This is a genomic window from Pseudomonas sp. R1-43-08 (assembly GCF_003852255.1).
Taxonomy (GTDB): Bacteria; Pseudomonadota; Gammaproteobacteria; order Pseudomonadales; family Pseudomonadaceae; genus Aquipseudomonas.
The window spans coordinates 4,611,500-4,630,036 of the sequence record NZ_CP027734.1 but is presented as its reverse complement, the minus strand read 5'-3'; the positions used below and the strand labels follow the sequence as shown (position 1 = coordinate 4,630,036).

General features: G+C 61.4%; 13 protein-coding genes. 11 read left to right on the top strand and 2 right to left on the bottom strand.

What is annotated here, in order from left to right:
• Positions 1–37 precede the first annotated feature (37 nt).
• The 6 genes from C4J87_RS21205 to C4J87_RS21180 all read left to right on the top strand — a co-directional run bounded on the left by C4J87_RS21205 (position 38) and on the right by C4J87_RS21180 (position 9,158).
• On the top strand, positions 38–820 hold the full coding sequence (locus C4J87_RS21205) for a class II aldolase/adducin family protein (protein WP_124368307.1): 783 nt from the start codon (positions 38–40) through the stop codon (positions 818–820).
• The gene (locus C4J87_RS21200; protein WP_124368306.1) at positions 820–1,722 is read left to right on the top strand and encodes an alpha/beta fold hydrolase; all 903 of its coding nucleotides are present in this window, start codon (positions 820–822) and stop codon (positions 1,720–1,722) included. Before C4J87_RS21205 ends, C4J87_RS21200 begins: the two co-directional genes overlap by 1 nt.
• Before the next feature lie 130 nt (positions 1,723–1,852).
• Positions 1,853–2,764 carry an SDR family oxidoreductase gene (locus tag C4J87_RS21195; RefSeq protein WP_124368305.1) on the top strand — a complete coding sequence of 304 codons (912 nt, stop codon included), beginning with the start codon at positions 1,853–1,855 and terminating at the stop codon, positions 2,762–2,764.
• Positions 2,765–3,247: 483 nt separating this feature from the next.
• Positions 3,248–5,029 (top strand): DUF1302 domain-containing protein, encoded by a 1,782-nt coding sequence (locus C4J87_RS21190; RefSeq protein WP_124364349.1) that lies wholly within the window; start codon positions 3,248–3,250, stop codon positions 5,027–5,029.
• A 25-nt stretch (positions 5,030–5,054) separates the two neighbouring features.
• The gene (locus C4J87_RS21185; RefSeq protein ID WP_124364348.1) at positions 5,055–6,413 is read left to right on the top strand and encodes a DUF1329 domain-containing protein; all 1,359 of its coding nucleotides are present in this window, start codon (positions 5,055–5,057) and stop codon (positions 6,411–6,413) included.
• Positions 6,414–6,656: 243 nt separating this feature from the next.
• Positions 6,657–9,158 carry a LuxR C-terminal-related transcriptional regulator gene (locus C4J87_RS21180; protein WP_124368304.1) on the top strand — a complete coding sequence of 834 codons (2,502 nt, stop codon included), beginning with the start codon at positions 6,657–6,659 and terminating at the stop codon, positions 9,156–9,158.
• Here C4J87_RS21180 and C4J87_RS21175 read toward each other — a convergent pair.
• The gene (locus C4J87_RS21175; protein ID WP_124369023.1) at positions 9,155–10,030 is read right to left on the bottom strand and encodes a helix-turn-helix domain-containing protein; all 876 of its coding nucleotides are present in this window, start codon (positions 10,028–10,030) and stop codon (positions 9,155–9,157) included. The genes C4J87_RS21180 and C4J87_RS21175 overlap by 4 nt on opposite strands.
• Before the next feature lie 136 nt (positions 10,031–10,166).
• Here C4J87_RS21175 and C4J87_RS21170 point away from each other — a divergent pair, with 136 nt between their 5' ends.
• The gene (locus C4J87_RS21170; protein WP_124368303.1) at positions 10,167–11,069 is read left to right on the top strand and encodes a DMT family transporter; all 903 of its coding nucleotides are present in this window, start codon (positions 10,167–10,169) and stop codon (positions 11,067–11,069) included.
• A gap of 109 nt (positions 11,070–11,178) precedes the next feature.
• On the opposite strand, the gene norR is transcribed toward C4J87_RS21170, so the two are convergent.
• Positions 11,179–12,723: a nitric oxide reductase transcriptional regulator NorR gene (gene norR, locus C4J87_RS21165; RefSeq protein WP_124368302.1), complete on the bottom strand. Its 1,545-nt coding sequence runs from the start codon at positions 12,721–12,723 to the stop codon at positions 11,179–11,181.
• A gap of 147 nt (positions 12,724–12,870) precedes the next feature.
• Here norR and hmpA point away from each other — a divergent pair, with 147 nt between their 5' ends.
• From hmpA to cyoB, 4 genes are all read left to right on the top strand, one after another.
• Positions 12,871–14,052 carry an NO-inducible flavohemoprotein gene (gene hmpA, locus C4J87_RS21160; protein WP_124368301.1) on the top strand — a complete coding sequence of 394 codons (1,182 nt, stop codon included), beginning with the start codon at positions 12,871–12,873 and terminating at the stop codon, positions 14,050–14,052.
• Between the two features lie 220 nt (positions 14,053–14,272).
• A complete protein-coding gene (locus C4J87_RS21155; RefSeq protein ID WP_124364343.1) occupies positions 14,273–14,779 on the top strand; it encodes a disulfide bond formation protein B in 507 nt (168 codons plus the stop codon).
• 791 nt (positions 14,780–15,570) lie between these two features.
• Positions 15,571–16,512 carry a ubiquinol oxidase subunit II gene (gene cyoA / locus C4J87_RS21145; RefSeq protein WP_124359764.1) on the top strand — a complete coding sequence of 314 codons (942 nt, stop codon included), beginning with the start codon at positions 15,571–15,573 and terminating at the stop codon, positions 16,510–16,512.
• Positions 16,513–16,515: 3 nt separating this feature from the next.
• Positions 16,516–18,534 carry a cytochrome o ubiquinol oxidase subunit I gene (cyoB, locus tag C4J87_RS21140; protein ID WP_124364342.1) on the top strand — a complete coding sequence of 673 codons (2,019 nt, stop codon included), beginning with the start codon at positions 16,516–16,518 and terminating at the stop codon, positions 18,532–18,534.
• Positions 18,535–18,537 lie beyond the last annotated feature (3 nt).

Below are 18,537 nucleotides of genomic sequence, written 5' to 3'. Positions count from 1 at the left end.
AAAAAATAATAATAAATGCGCCAAGGAGGTCATTATTGTGAGCCTAGCCCCCGTTCTATCGTCACAGAATGTCAAAGATCAGGTCAGCGCGGCCGAATGGCAAGCCCGTGTCGACCTGGCGGCCTGCTATCGCCTGGTGGCGATGCACGGTTGGGATGATCTGATCTTCACGCATATTTCCGCCAAGGTGCCGGGCACCAATGATTTCCTGATCAACCCCTATGGGCTGATGTTCCACGAAATCACCGCCTCAAGCCTGGTCAAGGTGGACCAGGCCGGCAACAAACGCATGGACAGCCCCTACGAGATCAACCCCGCCGGCTACACCATCCACAGCGCCATCCACGAAGTGCGCCACGACGTGACCTGCGTGCTGCACACCCATACTGCCGCCGGCGTCGCCGTGTCTGCGCAAAAGCAGGGCGTGTTGCCGATCAGCCAGCAATCGCTGTTTGTGCTGTCGAGCCTGGGCTATCACGCCTATGAAGGCGTCGCCTTGAATCACGATGAAAAGGCGCGCTTGCAAGCGGACCTGGGCGACAACAACTTTCTGATGCTGCACAACCATGGCCTGCTGACGTGCGGCGCGACCATCGCCGACACCTTTCTGATGATGTTCACGTTCCAGCGTGCCTGTGACATCCAGGTACTGGCGCAGAACGGTGCTGCCGAGTTGATCACCATCGAGCCGCAGATTCTGGCCGGTGCCAAGGCGATGGTGGCGGCTGTCACAAAAAGCGCCCAAGGTATGGGCGGTGCGCTGGCCTGGCCGGCGCTGCTGCGCACATTGGATAACCAGGACCCCGGGTATAAAAGCTGATGCCACTTGCCGAGATACCGCTCAGCGCCTGGCGCAAACGCGGCCAGGATTTCGTCTTTCGCGGCCGCTCCATTCGTTATTGGGTGGCCGGGCAGGGCGAGCCGCTGCTGCTGATCCATGGCTTTCCCACGGCCAGTTGGGACTGGCATTACCTGTGGCAACCCCTGGCCCAGCGCAATCTGGTGATCGCCTGCGACATGCTCGGCTTCGGCGAATCGGCCAAACCGCTGGATCACGAGTATTGCCTGCTGGAGCAAGCCGACCTGCAACAGGCATTGCTTGAACACCTGGGGGTGGCAGAGCCGGTGCACATATTGGCCCATGACTATGGCGACAGCGTGGCCCAGGAACTCCTGGCCCGGCATTACGAAGGCCGGTTCCAGATGGCCAGTTGTGCGTTTCTCAACGGTGGGCTGTTCCCCGAAACCCATCGCGCAACCTTGGTGCAGAAATTATTGCTCAGCCCCCTGGGCTGGATGATCGGCCGAGCCTCTGGACGAAGTAGCCTGGCCAACAGTTTTAACCAGATTTTTGGTCCCCGGACGCTACCGAGCGAAAGCGCCCTGGATGATTTCTGGAGTTTGATTGAACACAACGACGGCCCGCGCATCCTGCACAAGCTGATCAACTACATTCCCCAGCGCCGTCGCCTGCGTGACCGCTGGGTGGCGGCAATGCAGCGCGGCGACGTGCCGTTGCGGGTCATCGACGGTGAGGTCGACCCCATTTCGGGTGCGCATATGGTGGAGCGCTATCAACAGCTGGTGCCGAATGCCGATGCGATCTTGCTCGCCGATATCGGCCATTACCCACAGATCGAGGCGCCGGTCCAGGTGCTCAGGCATTACCAGGCGTTTCGCGAGCGTATTGGCCTGCGGTCAGCGCGTGCGGCCTATTCCTGAGCCTTGCGCCCCCAGGCGGCATCATCCCGCTGCCTTATCGAGCACCATTCAGCGTCGGCCGTATTTATTGTGACCCAAGGCCCGGTGCCTGACACTCTGCCCATTGCCATCGTCGCCCAAGGAGTTCGGTATGAGTCAGTCAGTGCAGTTGCAGGATAAGGTCGTGATCGTCACCGGCGCCGGCGGCGGATTGGGCCGCGCCCACGCGCTGCTGTTCGCCCGGCACGGGGCCAAGGTGCTGGTCAATGACCTCGGTGGCTCGACCCAGGGCGAAGGCGCCAACGCCTCGGCGGCTGACCGCGTGGTGGCCGAAATCCGCGCAGCGGGTGGTGTTGCGCACGCCAACCATGATTCCGTCACCGATGGCGATAAAATCGTGCAGAACGCGCTGGATGCCTTCGGCCGTATCGATGTGGTGGTGAACAACGCCGGGATCCTGCGCGACAAGACCTTCCACAAGATGGACGACAGCGACTGGGACCTGGTTTACCGGGTGCATGTCGAGGGCGCCTACAAAGTCACCCGCGCCGCCTGGCCGCATCTGCGCGAGCAGGGCTATGGCCGGGTGATCTTCACCGCGTCCACCTCGGGCATCTACGGCAACTTCGGCCAGTCCAACTACGGCATGGCCAAGCTCGGCCTGTATGGCTTGACCCGCACCCTGGCGCTGGAAGGGCGCAAGAACAACATCCTGGTCAACGCGATTGCGCCCACCGGCGGCACGCGCATGACCGAAGGGCTGATCCCGCCGCAGGTGTTCGAGCGCCTCAAGCCGGAACTGATCAGCCCGTTGGTGGTGTACCTAGGCAGCGACGCCTGCCAGGAAACCTCAGGCTTGTTCGAAGTGGGCGGCGGCTGGATCGGCAAGACCCGCTGGGAGCGCAGCCTGGGCGTAGGCTTTGACCCCGAAGCGGGCTTTTCGCCGGATGACGTGGCGGCGCACTGGAAGCAGATCTGCGACTTCGAAGGGGCGGCGCACCCCAAAGACACGATCGAGGCATTGAAGGAGATGATGGCCAACTTGCAGAAGTTCAGCCTCTGATCGTTGCCGTAAAAACAGTGAATCCCGCGGGGCGTCAATGGCGCCCCGTTTTTATTTCAGGCATAAAAAAAGCCGCTGCACAGGCAGCGGCCGAAGTAAGACGTTGGATCAAGGAGCGATAAATCAACGTCAGTGAACACAGGTAACAGATTGAATGTCTTGGCAATCCGTTGAATTCAAGCTTTTCTCCAGAACCTCGGAGCGGGCTGTTTGCCCTGAAAGCGAGATAAGCATAGTCGGTTGTAACAGAATGAGTAATAGCGGTTCAGGACAAGGACTGTTACCAAAACGACAATAATTCGGCGCATGCCATCGATGCTTCTGATAGGCCACCATCCATCCAATCCATGACGCGCGCCGCACCTATGGCCCGCGCGGCCCGTCATCCTTTCGAGCGACAACACGAATACCTCCTTGGTGCGCTTATCGCTCCTCCTGAGCGGCAGTAGGGTGGGGCCTTCTGTCACTCACCGGGGAAGACGCATGACAAAAACAACAATGCGCGCCATCTTCACGCCACAGGCGCTGGCCGCTGCGGTTGCCTTGGGTTGCTGTGCCCAGGCCCACGCTGTTTCGTTCAACATCGGCGAGATCGAAGGGCAATTCGATTCCTCGCTATCGGTCGGCGCGAGTTGGGGCACGCGGGATGCCGACAAAAGCCTGGTTGGCACCGTCAACGGCGGCACGGGCCAGGCGTCCACCGGGGATGACGGGCGCCTGAACTTCAAGAAGGGCGAGACCTTCTCGAAAATCTTCAAGGGTCTGCATGATCTTGAACTGAAATACGGCGACACCGGTGTGTTCGTGCGCGGCAAGTACTGGTACGACTTCGAGCTCAAGGACGAAGACCGCGAGTTCAAGCAGATCAGCGACCACAACCGCAAGGAAGGCGCCAAATCCAGCGGTGCGCAGATTCTCGATGCCTTCGTCTACCACAACTATTCCCTGGGCGACCTGCCCGGTACCGTGCGCGCCGGTAAGCAAGTGGTCAGTTGGGGTGAAAGTACCTTCATCGGTAACTCCATCAACAGCATCAACCCGATCGACGTGTCGGCGTTCCGTCGTCCGGGGGCCGAGATCAAGGAAGGCTTGATCCCGGTGAACATGCTGTTCGCCTCCCAGAGCCTGACCAATCAGCTCACCGTGGAAGGTTTCTATCAACTGGAATGGGACCAGACCGTGCTGGACAACTGCGGCACCTTCTTCGGCGGTGACGTAGCGGCGGATGGCTGCACCGGTAACTACACGGTGGGCAGCCCGGGGATTGCACCGCTGCAACCGATTGCAGCGGCACGTGGTCAAGGCTTTGTGGTCACCCGCGAGGGCGTGGTGGTGCAGCGCGCCGCGGACCGTGATGCGCGTGACTCCGGCCAGTTCGGCGCCGCCTTGCGCTGGCTGGGTGACGACACCGAATACGGCCTGTACTTCATGAACTACCACAGCCGCACCCCGACCGTGGGCACGATTACCGCCAATACCAACCTGGCAACCATCGGCGCCATTGGTGCCGCCGCTCCGCCGGGCTTTGGTGGGGCCCTGGCCCAGAGCACCATGCTCGGGCGTGGCCAGTACTACCTGGATTACCCGGAAGATATCCGTCTGTTCGGTGCCAGCTTCTCCACCACCTTGCCCACCGGCACGGCGTGGACCGGCGAAATCAGCTATCGGCCAAATGCGCCGGTGCAACTCAACACCACCGACCTGACCCTGGCGCTGGTCAACCCGATTGCCGGCAACACCGCGTCGCCGATCCGCAGTTCGTTTGGCGCCGACAACAAAGGCTACCGTCGCAAGGAAATCACCCAGATCCAGAGCACCATGACCCAGTTCTTCGACCAAGTGCTGGGCGCCGAGCGCCTGACCCTGGTGGGCGAAGCGGCCGTGGTGCACGTCGCCGGCCTGGAAGACAAAACCCGACTGCGTTACGGCCGTGACTCGGTGTACGGCGCCTATGGGTTCCAGGGTGACACCGACGGTTTCGTCACCTCCACCTCCTGGGGTTACCGCGCGCGGGCGATCCTTGATTACAACAACGCGATTGCCGGGGTGAACCTCAAGCCCAACCTGTCCTGGTCCCATGACGTGGCCGGCTACGGCCCCAACGGCTTGTTCAACAAAGGCGCCAAGGCCATCAGCGTCGGTGTGGATGCGGACTACCGCAGCACCTACACCGCCAGCCTCAGCTACACCGACTTCTTTGGCGGCGACTACAACACCCTGACCGACCGTGACTTCCTCGCCCTTAGCTTCGGCGTGAACTTCTGATCTGGCTTAAAGAAGGACAAGAACTATGCGTAAGACAATTGCAGCGTTGGCCCTGAGTCTGCTGGCCGCCCACGTGATGGCCGCGGTATCGCCTGAAGAAGCCGCCAAGCTCGGCACCAGCCTGACCCCGGTGGGCGCCGAAAAAGCCGGCAACGCCGATGGCTCGATCCCGGCCTGGACCGGCGGCATTCCGAAAAATGCCGGCGCGGTGGACAGCAAGGGCTTTCTCGCCGACCCGTTTGCCAGTGAAAAACCGCTGTTCGTGATCACCGCCGCCACCGTCGACAAGTACAAAGACAAACTCTCCGACGGCCAGGTGGCGATGTTCAAGCGCTACCCCGAGACCTACAAGATCCCGGTGTACCCGAGCCACCGTACGGTCAACCTGCCAGCGGATATCTACGAGTCGATCAAGCGCAGCGCACTGAACGTCAAGGCGATCAACGACGGCAACGGCCTGGAGAACTTCACCGGTAACCGTTACTACGCGTTCCCGATTCCCAAAAACGGCGTGGAGGTGTTGTGGAATCACATCACCCGTTACCACGGCGGCAACCTGCGCCGCATCATCACCCAGGCCACGCCACAGACCAACGGCAGCTACACGCCGATCCGCTTCGAAGAGGAAGTGGCGGTGCCGCAGGCCATCCCCGATATCGACCAGGCCAAGGCGGCCAACGTGCTGAGCTATTTCAAGCAATCGGTCACGGCGCCGGCGCGGCTGGCCGGCAACGTGCTGCTGGTGCACGAAACCCTCGACCAGGTGAAGGAGCCACGCCTGGCCTGGATCTACAACGCCGGCCAGCGCCGGGTGCGGCGGGCGCCGCAGGTTTCGTATGACGGGCCGGGCACCGCCTCCGACGGCCTGCGCACCACCGACAACTTCGACATGTTCTCCGGCGCGCCCGACCGCTATGACTGGAAACTGGTGGGCAAGAAGGAACTGTACATCCCTTACAACAGCTACAAACTCGATTCGCCGACCCTCAAATACGACGACATCATCAAGGCCGGGCATATCAACCAGGACCTGACCCGCTATGAACTGCATCGCGTCTGGGAAGTGGTCGGCACCGTCAAGCCGAGCGAGCGCCACATCTACGCCAAGCGCCACATGTACATTGACGAAGACAGCTGGCAAGTCGCCCTGGTGGACCACTACGACGGTCGCGGCCAACTGTGGCGCGTCGCCGAAGGCCACGCGCAGTTCTATTACGACCACCAGGTACCGGCCTACACCGTGGAAACCCTGTACGACCTGATCGCCGGGCGTTATCTCGCGCTGGGCATGAAGAACGAAGAGAAAAGCAGCTTCGTCTTCGGCTTCGCGGCCAAGGCAGCGGATTACACCCCCGCGGCGCTCAGGTCTGAAGGCGTGCGCTAAAGATCATTCCCACGCTCCCGCGTGGGAATGCAGCCCGTGACGCTCTGCGTCACCTGTGCGCGGCGGTTGGCGGGACGCGGAGCGTCCCAGGAGGCATTCCCACGCAGAGCGTGGGAATGATTCGGGGGCCCCCTCCCACATTGGGTTTTGCGCATGTCTTTCAATCACCCCGCTGAATACTTCTTCAACAACCGCCCGCCACAGGACTAGGGTTGCATCACAATAAAAAAGCAGGATGCAGCAATGACCGCCATGACACGCTGCCTGGACCGTCCTGGATTCATGCCCCGGCTGTCCGCTCACCATCTGCTGCGCCCGCGCCTGGCCGCGCCTTTGCTCGCGGCACCGGCGCGGGTGAAGCTGCTGTGCGCGCCGGGCGGCAGTGGCAAGAGCGCGTTGCTTGCCGAGTGCGCGTTGCAGGCGCCGCCTGGGTGCCAGGTTCACTGGTTGGCGCTTAATGGCGTGGTTGCATGCCCGGTGGATTTCTCCCGGCGCCTGGCCCACAGCCTTGGGCTGTCTTACACCGATGAAGCGACGTTATTGCTGGACCTGGGGCGTTGGCAACACACGGCGTGGCTGTTCCTCGACGATTTTTGCCGCCTGCCCGCGCCTGCGCTGGACGCGCTGCTGGACCGGTTGCTCACCGCCAGCAGCCCGGCGCTGACCTGGTGGCTGGGCGCGCGGCGGCGGCCGGCGTGCAATTGGCCGCGCCTGTTGCTCGATGACGAATTGTTGGAGTGCGGCAGTACCGAACTTTCGTTCAGCGCGACGGAAATCCAGGCGTTGCTCGGCCCAGGGCAGAGCGTCGACAACATCATGCAATTCAGCGCCGGATGGTGCGCCGGGGTGCGCATTGCGCTGCTCGGTGACGGCCATCCCGATAAAACCCTGCTCGATTATCTGCAACACGAAGTGTTCAGCAGCTTGCCGGCGGAATTGGCCGAAGCCTGGCGGGTGCTGGCCAACCTGCCGCGCTTCAATACCGGCCTGTGTGAACACCTGTTCGGCTCGGGTGACGGCGCTCAGTACCTGCGCGAGCTTCAAGCGCTCGGTGCGTTTATCCAACCCTGGGAAGGCACCACCGATTGGCTGCACATTTTTGCGCCCCTGGCGCGTTTGCTGCGCGAAGAACCCTGGCCGGCCAAGCGCGCCTGGCACCGGCGCGCGTGCCAGTGGTTCAGCGCCGAGCAGGACTGGCAGGCGGCCTTCGAACAGGCGCTGCTGGCGCAGGAATATGAGGGCGCGGTGAGCCTGTTGCAGCATTTCAGTTTCGAAGACTTGTTCCGCGGGCAAAATGCTCTGCTGCTGTTGCGCCTGCATGAGCAGCATGGCGATGAACTGATGCTCGGCTCGGCACCGCTGGTGGGCCTGGTCACGGCGGCATTGTTGTTTGCCGGGCGGTTCGAGCAGGCGGCGGTGTGCATCGACCAGTTGGCTCGATTCGCGCCGCGACCGACGGCGGCGGCGCAGCGTCATCTGGTGGCGCGCTGGCAGGCGCAAGCCGGCTGGTTACTGCACCTGAGCGGCGATGCCGAGGGTTCCCGCGAGCATTTCCTCGAGGCCCTGCAAGCCTTGCCCGAGAGCGCCTGGACGTCACGCCTGATGTGCCTGTCGGGCCTGACCCAGCAAGCCATGCTGCGCGGTGAGCTGGACGTGGCCCAAGCGCTGAATCGCGAAGCGCTGTGCCTGGCCCGCGCCCACGGTTCGCTGGTGCTGGAGGCCTTGCTCGAGTTGGATCACGCCCAATTGCTGGAACAACGCGGCGCGCCTTACCGGGCGCAGAGCCTGTTGGAAAGCGTGCAGGCGATGCTGGTCGAGCAACGCTTGCAGGCTGGGCCGCTGATGGGGCGTATCGCCCTGCGACGTGGTCATCTCGCCTTGCGCCAAGGGCAGGACGCCTTGGCGCATGAGTGTTTCGAGGCCGGTTTGAACATCTGCCTGCACAGCCAGGACAAGCGGGTGCTCTACGGGTTTCTCGGGCTGGCGCTGCTGGCGGCGAATCGCGGTGATTACGCCCAGGCGTTTATCCAGTTGCGCGATGCCGAGCGGCTGATGCAGCAGCGCCATGTCCCCGACCTGGTGTACCGCGCGGTCCTGTTGTTGGTCAGCGCGCATTTCTGGTTGCAGCAAGGGCGCGCGGAGTTGACGGTGCAAGCGATGCGCCGCGTGTTGCGTCACTTCCATGGGCCCTGCGCCAAGCAGGCGCCGCCGGCCACGCTGGAATTGGTCCCGCGTCTTGAGTACCTGTTGGTGCTGGCCGAGGTCAGGCTGGGCTGCGCCGAACACCCGCTCGAGCGACTTGGTGCCTTGCTCGACAGCACCCGCCAACGCGGCATGCTTTGCCTGGAAACCGAACTGCAGCTGGTGCTGGGGGAGGTGGCCTGGCGGCTGGGCGAGCCGGCGCGGGCGCGTGTGGCCCTGCAAGCCGGCCTGGAACTGGCGGCGCGTTGCCAGGTGCAGCAGGCGGTGCGCGAGTTGCGTTTACGTGCGCCGGGGTTGCTCAGTGAGTTGGGGCTGGAACCGCAAGCCGCGCCAGTCGGCGCCACGCAAAATCCGCTGAGCCTGCGCGAACTGGAAGTGCTGCAGTTGATCGCCCTGGGCAACTCCAATCTGGAAATTGCCGAGCGCCTGTATATCTCCCTGCACACCGTCAAGACCCATGCGCGGCGTATCCACAGCAAACTCGGGGTAGAGCGGCGCACCCAGGCAGTGGCCAAGGCCAAGACGCTGGGCTTGATGGGCTAAGTGCGAAAGGCCTGGCGATAGTCCCCAGGCGCCGCCCCCATGGCTTGGCGGAAGCGCTGGTTGAAATGGCTGGCGCTGGAGAACCCGCACCGCCAGGCAATCTCACCCACGGCCAGGGCGCTGTTGCGCAACAGCGCCCTGGCACGGGCCAGCCGGCGCGCCAGCAGGTATTGGTGGGGTGGCAGACCGAAGCTTTGCCGGAACATGCGGGCGAAATGGTACTCCGACAGCGCGCACAGGCCGGCCAGTTGGCCGAGGCTGATGGCGTCCTGCAGGTGATGGTCGATGTACTCCACCAAACGCCGTCGCTGGTGCGCGGCCAGCCCACCTTTGATCCGCAGGCCTTCGCGGGCGCCGACCTGGCTGAGCAGGGTGTGACTGAGCATTTCATGCGCCAGGCTGCTGGTCAGCAGGCGTTCACCGGGCTCCTGCCAGTTGAGGGCAATCAACTGGTGAAAGCGTGCGGCCAGGCTGGCGTCCTCGAGGAAGGTGCTTTCGCGCAGTTGCAGTTCACGGGGTTCGCGGTCGAGCAGGGTGACGCAGCCGAGGGCGAATTGTTCGGGGCTGAAATAGACATGGGCCAGGCGAATCTCTCCATTGATCACCCAGGCCGATTGATGCTCGGCCGGCAGGATGCACAGCTTGTCGGGGCCGCCCTTGGTGCCCGGCTGGTCACGGCGAAAAGTGCCGGTGCCGCCGCCGATGTAGCACGACAAGGTGTGATGGCTGGGCGCCTGGTAATCCTGGGCATCGTGGTGGTTGCTCCACAACGCCGCAGACAAACCGTCACCGAGCTCGGCGCAGGCTTCCAGGCGTGCGTTGGGCGAGCGGTTAAGGGCTTGAAAGACGTGCAGCGATTGCAGCTCTGGCATGGTGTGTTCTCCGACGTTTTGCATCCTACTCCGCCGTCATGGCGCTGTGAGCCCCGCCCCCTGAAAAAGCGCAAGAATGTGCAAGAGCGTCGCACAGGGAAAACGCGACACTGTGGCTCACTCACCGGAGCCCGCTATGAACCTTTTCCTGTATGTACTCACTGTGCTGATCTGGGGCACGACCTGGATCGCGCTCAAATGGCAGTTGGGCGTGGTGGCGATTCCCGTGTCGATCGTTTACCGCTTCGCCTTGGCGGCCCTGGTGCTGTTCGTGCTGTTGCTGCTCAGCCGCCGGCTGCAGGTGATGAACCGGCGCGGGCACCTGATTTGCCTGGCCCAGGGCCTGTGCCTGTTCTGCGTCAACTTCATGTGTTTTCTGACCGCCAGCCAGTGGATTCCCAGCGGCCTGGTGGCGGTGGTGTTTTCCACGGCGACCTTGTGGAACGCGCTGAATGCCCGGGTGTTTTTCGGCCAGCGGGTCGCGCGGAATGTGTTGATGGGCGGCGGTCTTGGTTTGCTCGGCCTGGGCTGTTTGTTCTGGCCCGAATTGGCAGGGCACGCCGCCAGCCCACAGACCTTGCTCGGCCTGGGCCTGGCCTTGCTGGGCACGCTGTGTTTTTCGGCGGGCAATATGCTCTCGAGCCTGCAACAGAAGGCCGGGCTGCGGCCCTTGACCACCAATGCCTGGGGCATGGCCTATGGTGCGGCGATGCTGGCGGCGTATTGCGCAGCACGCGGTATTCCGTTCGAGATGGACTGGAGCACGCGTTACATCGGCGCCTTGTGGTACCTGGTAATTCCAGGCTCGGTGATTGGCTTTACCGCCTACCTGACACTGGTCGGCCGCATGGGGCCGGAGCGGGCGGCGTATTGCACTGTGTTGTTTCCGGTGGTGGCGCTGAACGTATCGGCCTTTGCCGAGGGTTATCAGTGGACGGCACCGGCCCTGGCGGGGTTGGTGCTGGTGATGTTGGGTAATGTGTTGGTGTTTCGCAAGCCCAAGGGTGTGAGCCCGGTCTTCAAGGCAAAGGCAGTCTAAATGTGGGAGGGGGCTTGCTCCCGATAGCGGTGGGTCAGCTGTAAATGTGCTGGCTGACACACTGCCATCGGGAGCAAGCCCCCTCCCACATTGACCGGGTTGACCCTGGTTATTTTATGCCAAGGCGCTTGGCCATGCGGCCAAGGTTGGCGCGGTCCAGGCCCAGTTCTCGGGCGGCGCCGGCCCAGTTGTGTTGATGGCGTTCCAGGCAGGCGTTGATGATCTGGCGCTGGTAATGCTCGGTGGCCTGGCGCAGGTCGCCGGTGACGTCGCGGGCGACAGCGGCCGGTGCTTCGATGGCGGCTGCGCTGACATCAGGCAGGTCCAGATCCGCCGCGCTCAGGCTGAGAATCTTCGGCCGCTCACGGCAATGCCCCAGGGCTTTGAGCGCACTGCGTCCGATCAAATGTTCCAGCTCGCGCACATTGCCCGGCCAGTCGTAGGCCAGCAGCGCCGCCTGGGCATCACTGGTCAGGCGCAGGCTGCCCAGGCCCATGCGTGAGCGGTTGTGTTCCAGAAAGAACCCGGCCAGCAGCAACACGTCGCGCCCGCGTTCACGCAACGCAGGCACTTGCAGCGGGTAGACGCTCAAGCGGTGGTAGAAGTCGGCGCGGTAGCGGCCATGGCGCACTTCTTCGGCCAGGTCGCGGTTGGTGGCGGCAATCAGGCGCACATCCACCTGATGCTCTTTGTCCGACCCCAGGCGCTGCAACTGGCCGCTTTGCAACACCCGCAGCAGCTTGGCCTGCACGCTCAGCGACAGCTCGCCCACTTCATCCAGAAACAGCGTGCCGCCATTGGCCAGTTCGAATTTGCCCCGGCGCTCATTCAGCGCGCCGGTGAAGGCGCCGCGCACATGGCCGAACAGCTCGCTTTCCACCAGGGTTTCGGGTAGCGCGGCGCAGTTGAGGCTGATCAGCGGTTTGTCGGCACGCGACGACGCGGCGTGGATCGCCTGGGCGACCAACTCCTTGCCGACCCCGGTTTCACCGGTTATCAGCACGGTCAGGTCACTGCCGCCCACCAGGTTGATTTCCTCGACCAGGCGCTTGTGCGCCTTGCTCTGGCCGATCATTTCCTTGTGCTGCTGGCCGCTGGCCTGGCGGTAGATCTCTGCACGCTGGTGTTCGTCTTCGGCGCGCAACGCCAGGCGCTCAATGCGCTCGGCGACGTTGACCGTGGCAGCGGCGAGGCTGGCGAAGGCTTGCAGGGCGTCGAGTTCGACCCGCTCGAAGCGCTCGGTGTCGAGGGCGTCCAAGGTCAGCAGACCCCACGGCTGGTCGTCGATAAACAACGGGCAGCCCATGCAGTCGTGCACTTCCAGCTGCCCGTGCAGGCCCTCCACCAGGCCGTCGTAGGGGTCGGGCAATTCGCTGTCGCTGTCAAAGCGGGTAGGGCCGGGGCTGCTCAGCAGCAGCGCAAAACGCGGGTGTTCGCTGATCTTGAAGCGTCGGCCCAAGGTATCGGCGCTCAAGCCATCCACGGCCAGCGGCACCAGCCATTCGCCCTCCAGGCGCAGCAAGGCGGCGGCATCACACGGCAGCAGGGCGCGCATGGCATGCAGCAGGCGTCGATAGCGCTCGCCTTCGGGCAAGTCCCGTGACAGGTCGGCCACGAGGGGCAGCAGGGTGGTGAGCAGCGATTGTGCAGTCATAATGACTCCTTGTAGTCCTTATGACTATAAACTGTAGGAAGTCATTCTGACTACGATGTATTTAAGTTGCTGAAAAAAATGGATTTATTAGTTGGCACGATTACTGAGTACCTGAGGGTAACGAATGAAAAGACCCAGGAGTCTCCCATGCTGAGCGCCCAAGACCGTGCCATCGTCAAATCCACTGTGCCCCTGCTGGAAAGCGGTGGCGAAGCGTTGATCACCCATTTCTACCGCATGATGCTGTCCGAATACCCCGAAGTTCGCCCGCTGTTCAACCAGGCCCACCAGGCCAGCGGCGACCAGCCGCGCGCCTTGGCCAATGGCGTGCTGATGTACGCGCGGCATATCGACCAGTTGGACCAGTTGGGCGACCTGGTGGCCAAAATCATCAACAAGCACGTGGCCTTGCAGATCCTGCCGGAACACTACCCGATCGTGGGGACCTGCCTGCTGCGGGCGATTTCCGAAGTGCTGGGCAGCGAGATTGCCACCCCTGAGGTGATGAGCGCCTGGGGCGCGGCGTATGGGCAGTTGGCGGACATCCTGATCGGTGCCGAAGCGGCTATTTACGACGAGAAAGCCCAGGCGCCCGGCGGCTGGCGCGGTGCGCGGCCGTTCCGGTTGGTCAAGCGCGTGGAGGAGAGCAACGAGATCACCTCGTTCTACTTCGCCCCGGTGGACAACGGCCCGATCCTCAGCGCTGCGCCCGGCCAATACATCGGCATGAAGCTGGTGCTCGACGGCGAGGAAGTCCGTCGCAATTATTCCCTGTCGGCCCTGAGCAATGACGGCCTGTACCGCATCAGCGTCAAGCGCGAAGCCGGTGGGCGAGTGTCCAACTATTTGCATGACCAGTTGCACGTCGGCGCGACCCTTGACCTGTTCCCGCCCTCGGGCGAGTTCACCCTGGCCGCCAGCGACAAGCCGCTGGTGCTGATCAGCGGCGGGGTGGGCATTACCCCGACCCTGGCGATGCTCGAAGCGGCCCTGGCTACCGAGCGCCCGGTGCACTTTATCCACTGCGCGCGTAACGGCGGGGTGCATGCGTTCCGTGATTGGGTAGACGCGCTGGCGGCGAGGCACCCGCAGCTCAAGCGCTTCTACTGCTATGCCGAGGATGACGGCGTAAGCCCGGCGGCGGACAAGGTCGGCCTGTTGAATCAGGAACAACTGGCGGCGTGGCTGCCCGAGGCGCGCGACATCGATGCGTACTTCCTGGGGCCTAAAGGCTTCATGGCAGTGATCAAGCGCCATCTCAAGGCCCTGGGCGTACCCGAGAAACAAAGCCGCTACGAATTCTTCGGCCCGGCTGCTGCCCTGGAGTAAGTTCTTCACAGCAACAGTGAACCAGTGTGGGAGGGGGCTTGCTCCCGATAGCGGTATGTCAGTGACAGACAAGCTGACTGATCCACCGCTATCGGGAGCAAGCCCCCTCCCACATTTAGCTCTTCATTTTTCCTGATTAATCCGTTGTTAACTCCTCTCTGTTTTAACGGGTGCCTGTGTGTAAACTTGTTGCCATTGGCACAAACAAAGGAAAACGGGGATGAGTGACGAATTGCGTTTGGGCAGGGAGCGGCGCTTTCTGGTGTTGCTGGGCATCATCTGCCTGGCGCTGATCGGCGGAGCGCTGTACATGCAAGTGGTGCTGGGCGAAGCGCCATGCCCACTGTGCATCCTGCAACGCTATGCCTTGCTGTTGATCGCGATCTTCGCGTTCCTCGGCGCTGCCATGCGCAGCAAGGGGGCGGTCACGTTCTTTGAAGGGCTGGTGGTCCTCAGCGCCCTGGGCGGTGTGGCTGCCGCCGGTCATCATGTGTACACCCAGTTCTTCCCTCAGGTCAGCTGCGGCATCGATGTGCTGCAGCCGATCGTCGATGACCTGCCCCTGGCCAAAGTGTTTCCCCTGGGCTTTCAGGTCGATGGTTTCTGCAGCACGCCCTATCCGCCGATCCTCGGCCTGTCCCTGGCGCAATGGGCGTTGGTCGCGTTCGTGCTGACGGCGATCCTGGTGCCCCTGTGCATCTATCGTAATCGTCACCCCAAGGCCTGAACCCGTTCACTAAAACGCCCCGGTCTCCTTGAGTGAGGGCCGGGGCGTTTTTGTGTGTAGGGATTTGTGAAAGAGCCGTGACGAGCGGCAATGAATAATACGCGCAGCGTGCGACATGTTGTCACACGGAGGCTGTCGCAGGGCATTTCTGAATGGCCGAACCGGCCGCCGAATTTGCATCCGGGGCACAAAACGTGCTGTCAATTCGTGGTTTGAAAGACACCGCCGGGCGCGTGAGGTTTGAGCCCATGAGCGCTCTGCGAATGCCTTGTTTTATGGGGACTTTGCCACGTTTGCCATGCCCTTACAGAGCGTAAGGGGAGTGGCAATCTGCCCAATAACAGCGCAATTTTTGTGGTTTTTGTTGAGAATTGAACGCGATAACATCGCGAACCCTTGCAGGAATGGTGAAGTATTATTGCTGTAATCGATAAAAATTATTTCTTTATCAGACATGGTTTATACATCGCTAGCTAACTACAATCGCCCGCACTGAATGTCCGGTGCTGTTCAATATTTGAGCATTGGAGCGGTCGAGGAGCAGATGGAAGGCTCTGTGCGATCCCAGGTTCCGGCAGCCTTTCAACTTTCCGCACCAAATGGAATTGGTCTGTAACAAGGCCTTTAGCCACGAAATCGAATAAGAACTCACCGCAGGTCCGTGCGACGTACAGCTATGACGTAACGGGCAGGCTCTTATTCAATCGAAGAGAAATGCCAACCCTTGGCAGGGTGAAGTGTTGGCGATCAAAACCCAACTGCATTGCGCAAGCTGCTTTAGAGGTCGTGAGATGAGTAAAAACAGGTACCCCCGATTACTAGGCTTTTTGCCGCTGCTTGGCATGATGTTAATGCTGGGAGGCTGCAAGTGGACCTTGCTCGACCCAAAAGGACAGGTCGGTCTGGATGAACGAAACCTGATCATCACCGCCACCCTGCTGATGCTGCTGGTCGTGATCCCTGTGATCATCATGACCTTCGCCTTCGCCTGGAAATACCGCGCGTCCAACACCAGCGCTACCTACGCGCCGAAGTGGTCGCACTCCACCAAGATCGAAATCGCGGTGTGGCTGGTCCCGATCCTCATCATCATTGCCCTGGGTTATGTGACCTACAAGTCCACCCATGCACTGGACCCGTACCGTCCGCTGGAATCCGACGTCAAGCCGATCAACATCGAAGTGGTCGCGCTGGACTGGAAGTGGCTGTTCATCTACCCGGACCTGGGTATCGCCACTGTGAACCAGATCCGCTTCCCGGAGCACACTCCGCTTAATTTCAAGATCACCTCCGACGCCGTGATGAACTCGTTCTTCATCCCAGCCCTGGGCGGCCAGATCTATGCGATGGCAGGCATGCAGACCAAGCTGCACCTGATCGCCAACCAGAAAGCTGAAATGGAAGGCATCTCCGCCAACTACAGCGGCGCTGGCTTCACCGGCATGAAATTCAAAGCGATCTCGACGAGCCAGGAAGAATTTGACGCCTGGGTAGCCGAAGTCAAGGCCGCACCTAAACAGCTTGATCAAGCTGAATACGACGCCCTGACCAAACCAAGCCAGAACAACCCTGTCGCCCTGTACTCCGCGTTTGAGCCGAACCTGTTTCAGAAAATCGTCGACAAGTACGAAGGTATGAAGCCAGGCAAGCCGGTCAAGCACGAGAAGAAAGAAGTGGCCGTGGTTGAAGGTTCTGACACAGGCGCGCATTCAACTGCTGGGGCAGAGGAGTAAACGATGTTTGGTAAATTAAGTTGGGACGCGGTCCCTTTCCACGAGCCGATTGTGATGATTACCATCGCCATGATCGCGCTGGGTGGTCTGGCACTGTTTGCGGGTATCACCTACTTCAAGAAGTGGACCTACCTGTGGACCGAGTGGCTGACTTCGGTCGACCACAAGAAAATCGGCGTCATGTACGTCATCGTTGCCATGGTCATGCTGCTGCGTGGTTTTGCCGACGCCATCATGATGCGTACCCAGTTGGCCATGGCCACCGAGGGTTCGCCTGGCTACCTGCCACCTGAACACTATGACCAGATCTTCACCGCCCACGGTGTGATCATGATCATCTTCATGGCGATGCCATTCTTCACCGGCTTGATGAACCTGGCCTTGCCGCTGCAGATCGGTGCGCGTGACGTTGCCTACCCGTTCCTGAACTCCCTGAGCTTCTGGCTGCTGGTATCCGGCGTTGTGCTGATCAACGTGTCCCTGGGCGTCGGCGAATTCGCCAAGACCGGTTGGGTTGCGTATCCGCCATTGTCGGGCCTGCAATACAGTCCGGGCGTGGGTGTGGACTACTACATCTGGGCCTTGCAGTTATCAGGACTCGGGACGACATTGACGGGGGTCAACTTCCTGGCCACCGTGCTGAAAATGCGCGCCCCTGGCATGAAACTGATGGACATGCCGATCTTCACTTGGACTTGCACCTGGGCAAACGTGCTGATCGTGGCTTCGTTCCCGATCCTGGCCGCTACCATGGCGCTGCTGTCGCTTGACCGTTACCTGGATTTCCACATTTTCACCAATGAACTTGGTGGCAATCCAATGATGTACGTGAACCTGTTCTGGGCATGGGGTCACCCTGAGGTGTACATCCTTATCCTGCCAGCGTTCGGTATCTTCTCCGAAGTGATCTCGACCTTTACCGGCAAGCGCCTGTTCGGTCACCACTCGATGGTTTATGCATCGGGCGCGATCTCGGTACTGGGCTTCATGGTGTGGCTGCACCACTTCTTCACCATGGGTTCGGGGGCCAGCGTCAACGCCTTCTTCGGCCTGGCGACGATGCTGATTTCCATCCCGACGGGGGTGAAGCTATTCAACTGGCTGTTCACCATCTACCACGGTCGTCTGCGCATGACCAGCCAGGTCCTGTGGACCCTGGGCTTCATGGTCACCTTCGCCATCGGCGGCATGACCGGCGTACTGCTGGCCATCCCGGGTGCTGACTTCGTGCTGCACAACAGCCTGTTCGTGATCGCTCACTTCCACAACGTGATCATCGGTGGTGCGGTATTCGGCTACATCGCTGGTTTCAGCTTCTACTTCCCGAAAGCGTTCGGCTTCAAGCTGCACGAAGGCTGGGGCAAGGCTGCATTCTGGTTCTGGATCTCGGGCTTCTTCGTCGCGTTCATGCCGCTCTATGCACTGGGCTTCATGGGTATGACCCGTCGTCTGAACGCTACCACCAACCCTGAGTGGGTGCCTTACCTGTACGTCGCCATGTTCGGTGCGGTGATGATCGCTGTGGGCATCGCCTGCCAGCTGATCCAACTGTATGTCAGCGTGCGTGATCGCAAGCAGAACCTGTGCGAATCGGGCGACCCGTGGAATGGTCACACCCTGGAATGGTCGACCTCGTCGCCACCACCGTTCTACAACTTCGCCGTGATTCCTACCGCGAACACCATCGATGCGTTCACCGAAGCCAAGGAAGACGGTACTGCGTACCAGCAACCCAAGCACTACGAGCCGATCCACATGCCAAACAACACCGCCACTGGCGTGGTGATGGGTGCGCTGTTGACCGTGTTCGGTTTCGCGATGATCTGGCACATCTGGTGGCTGGCAATCGCGAGCCTGGTGGGCACTATCGGTTACTTCATCATTCACGCTGCCCGTGATGATCAAGGCTACATGGTGCCGGTCGAAACGATCGAACGCATCGAAGCCGAGCAGCACGCTCGCCTGGTAGCCGAGAAGAAGATCCCGGCCAACCGTGTAGAAACCTCGTTGGAACAGGCTTAAACC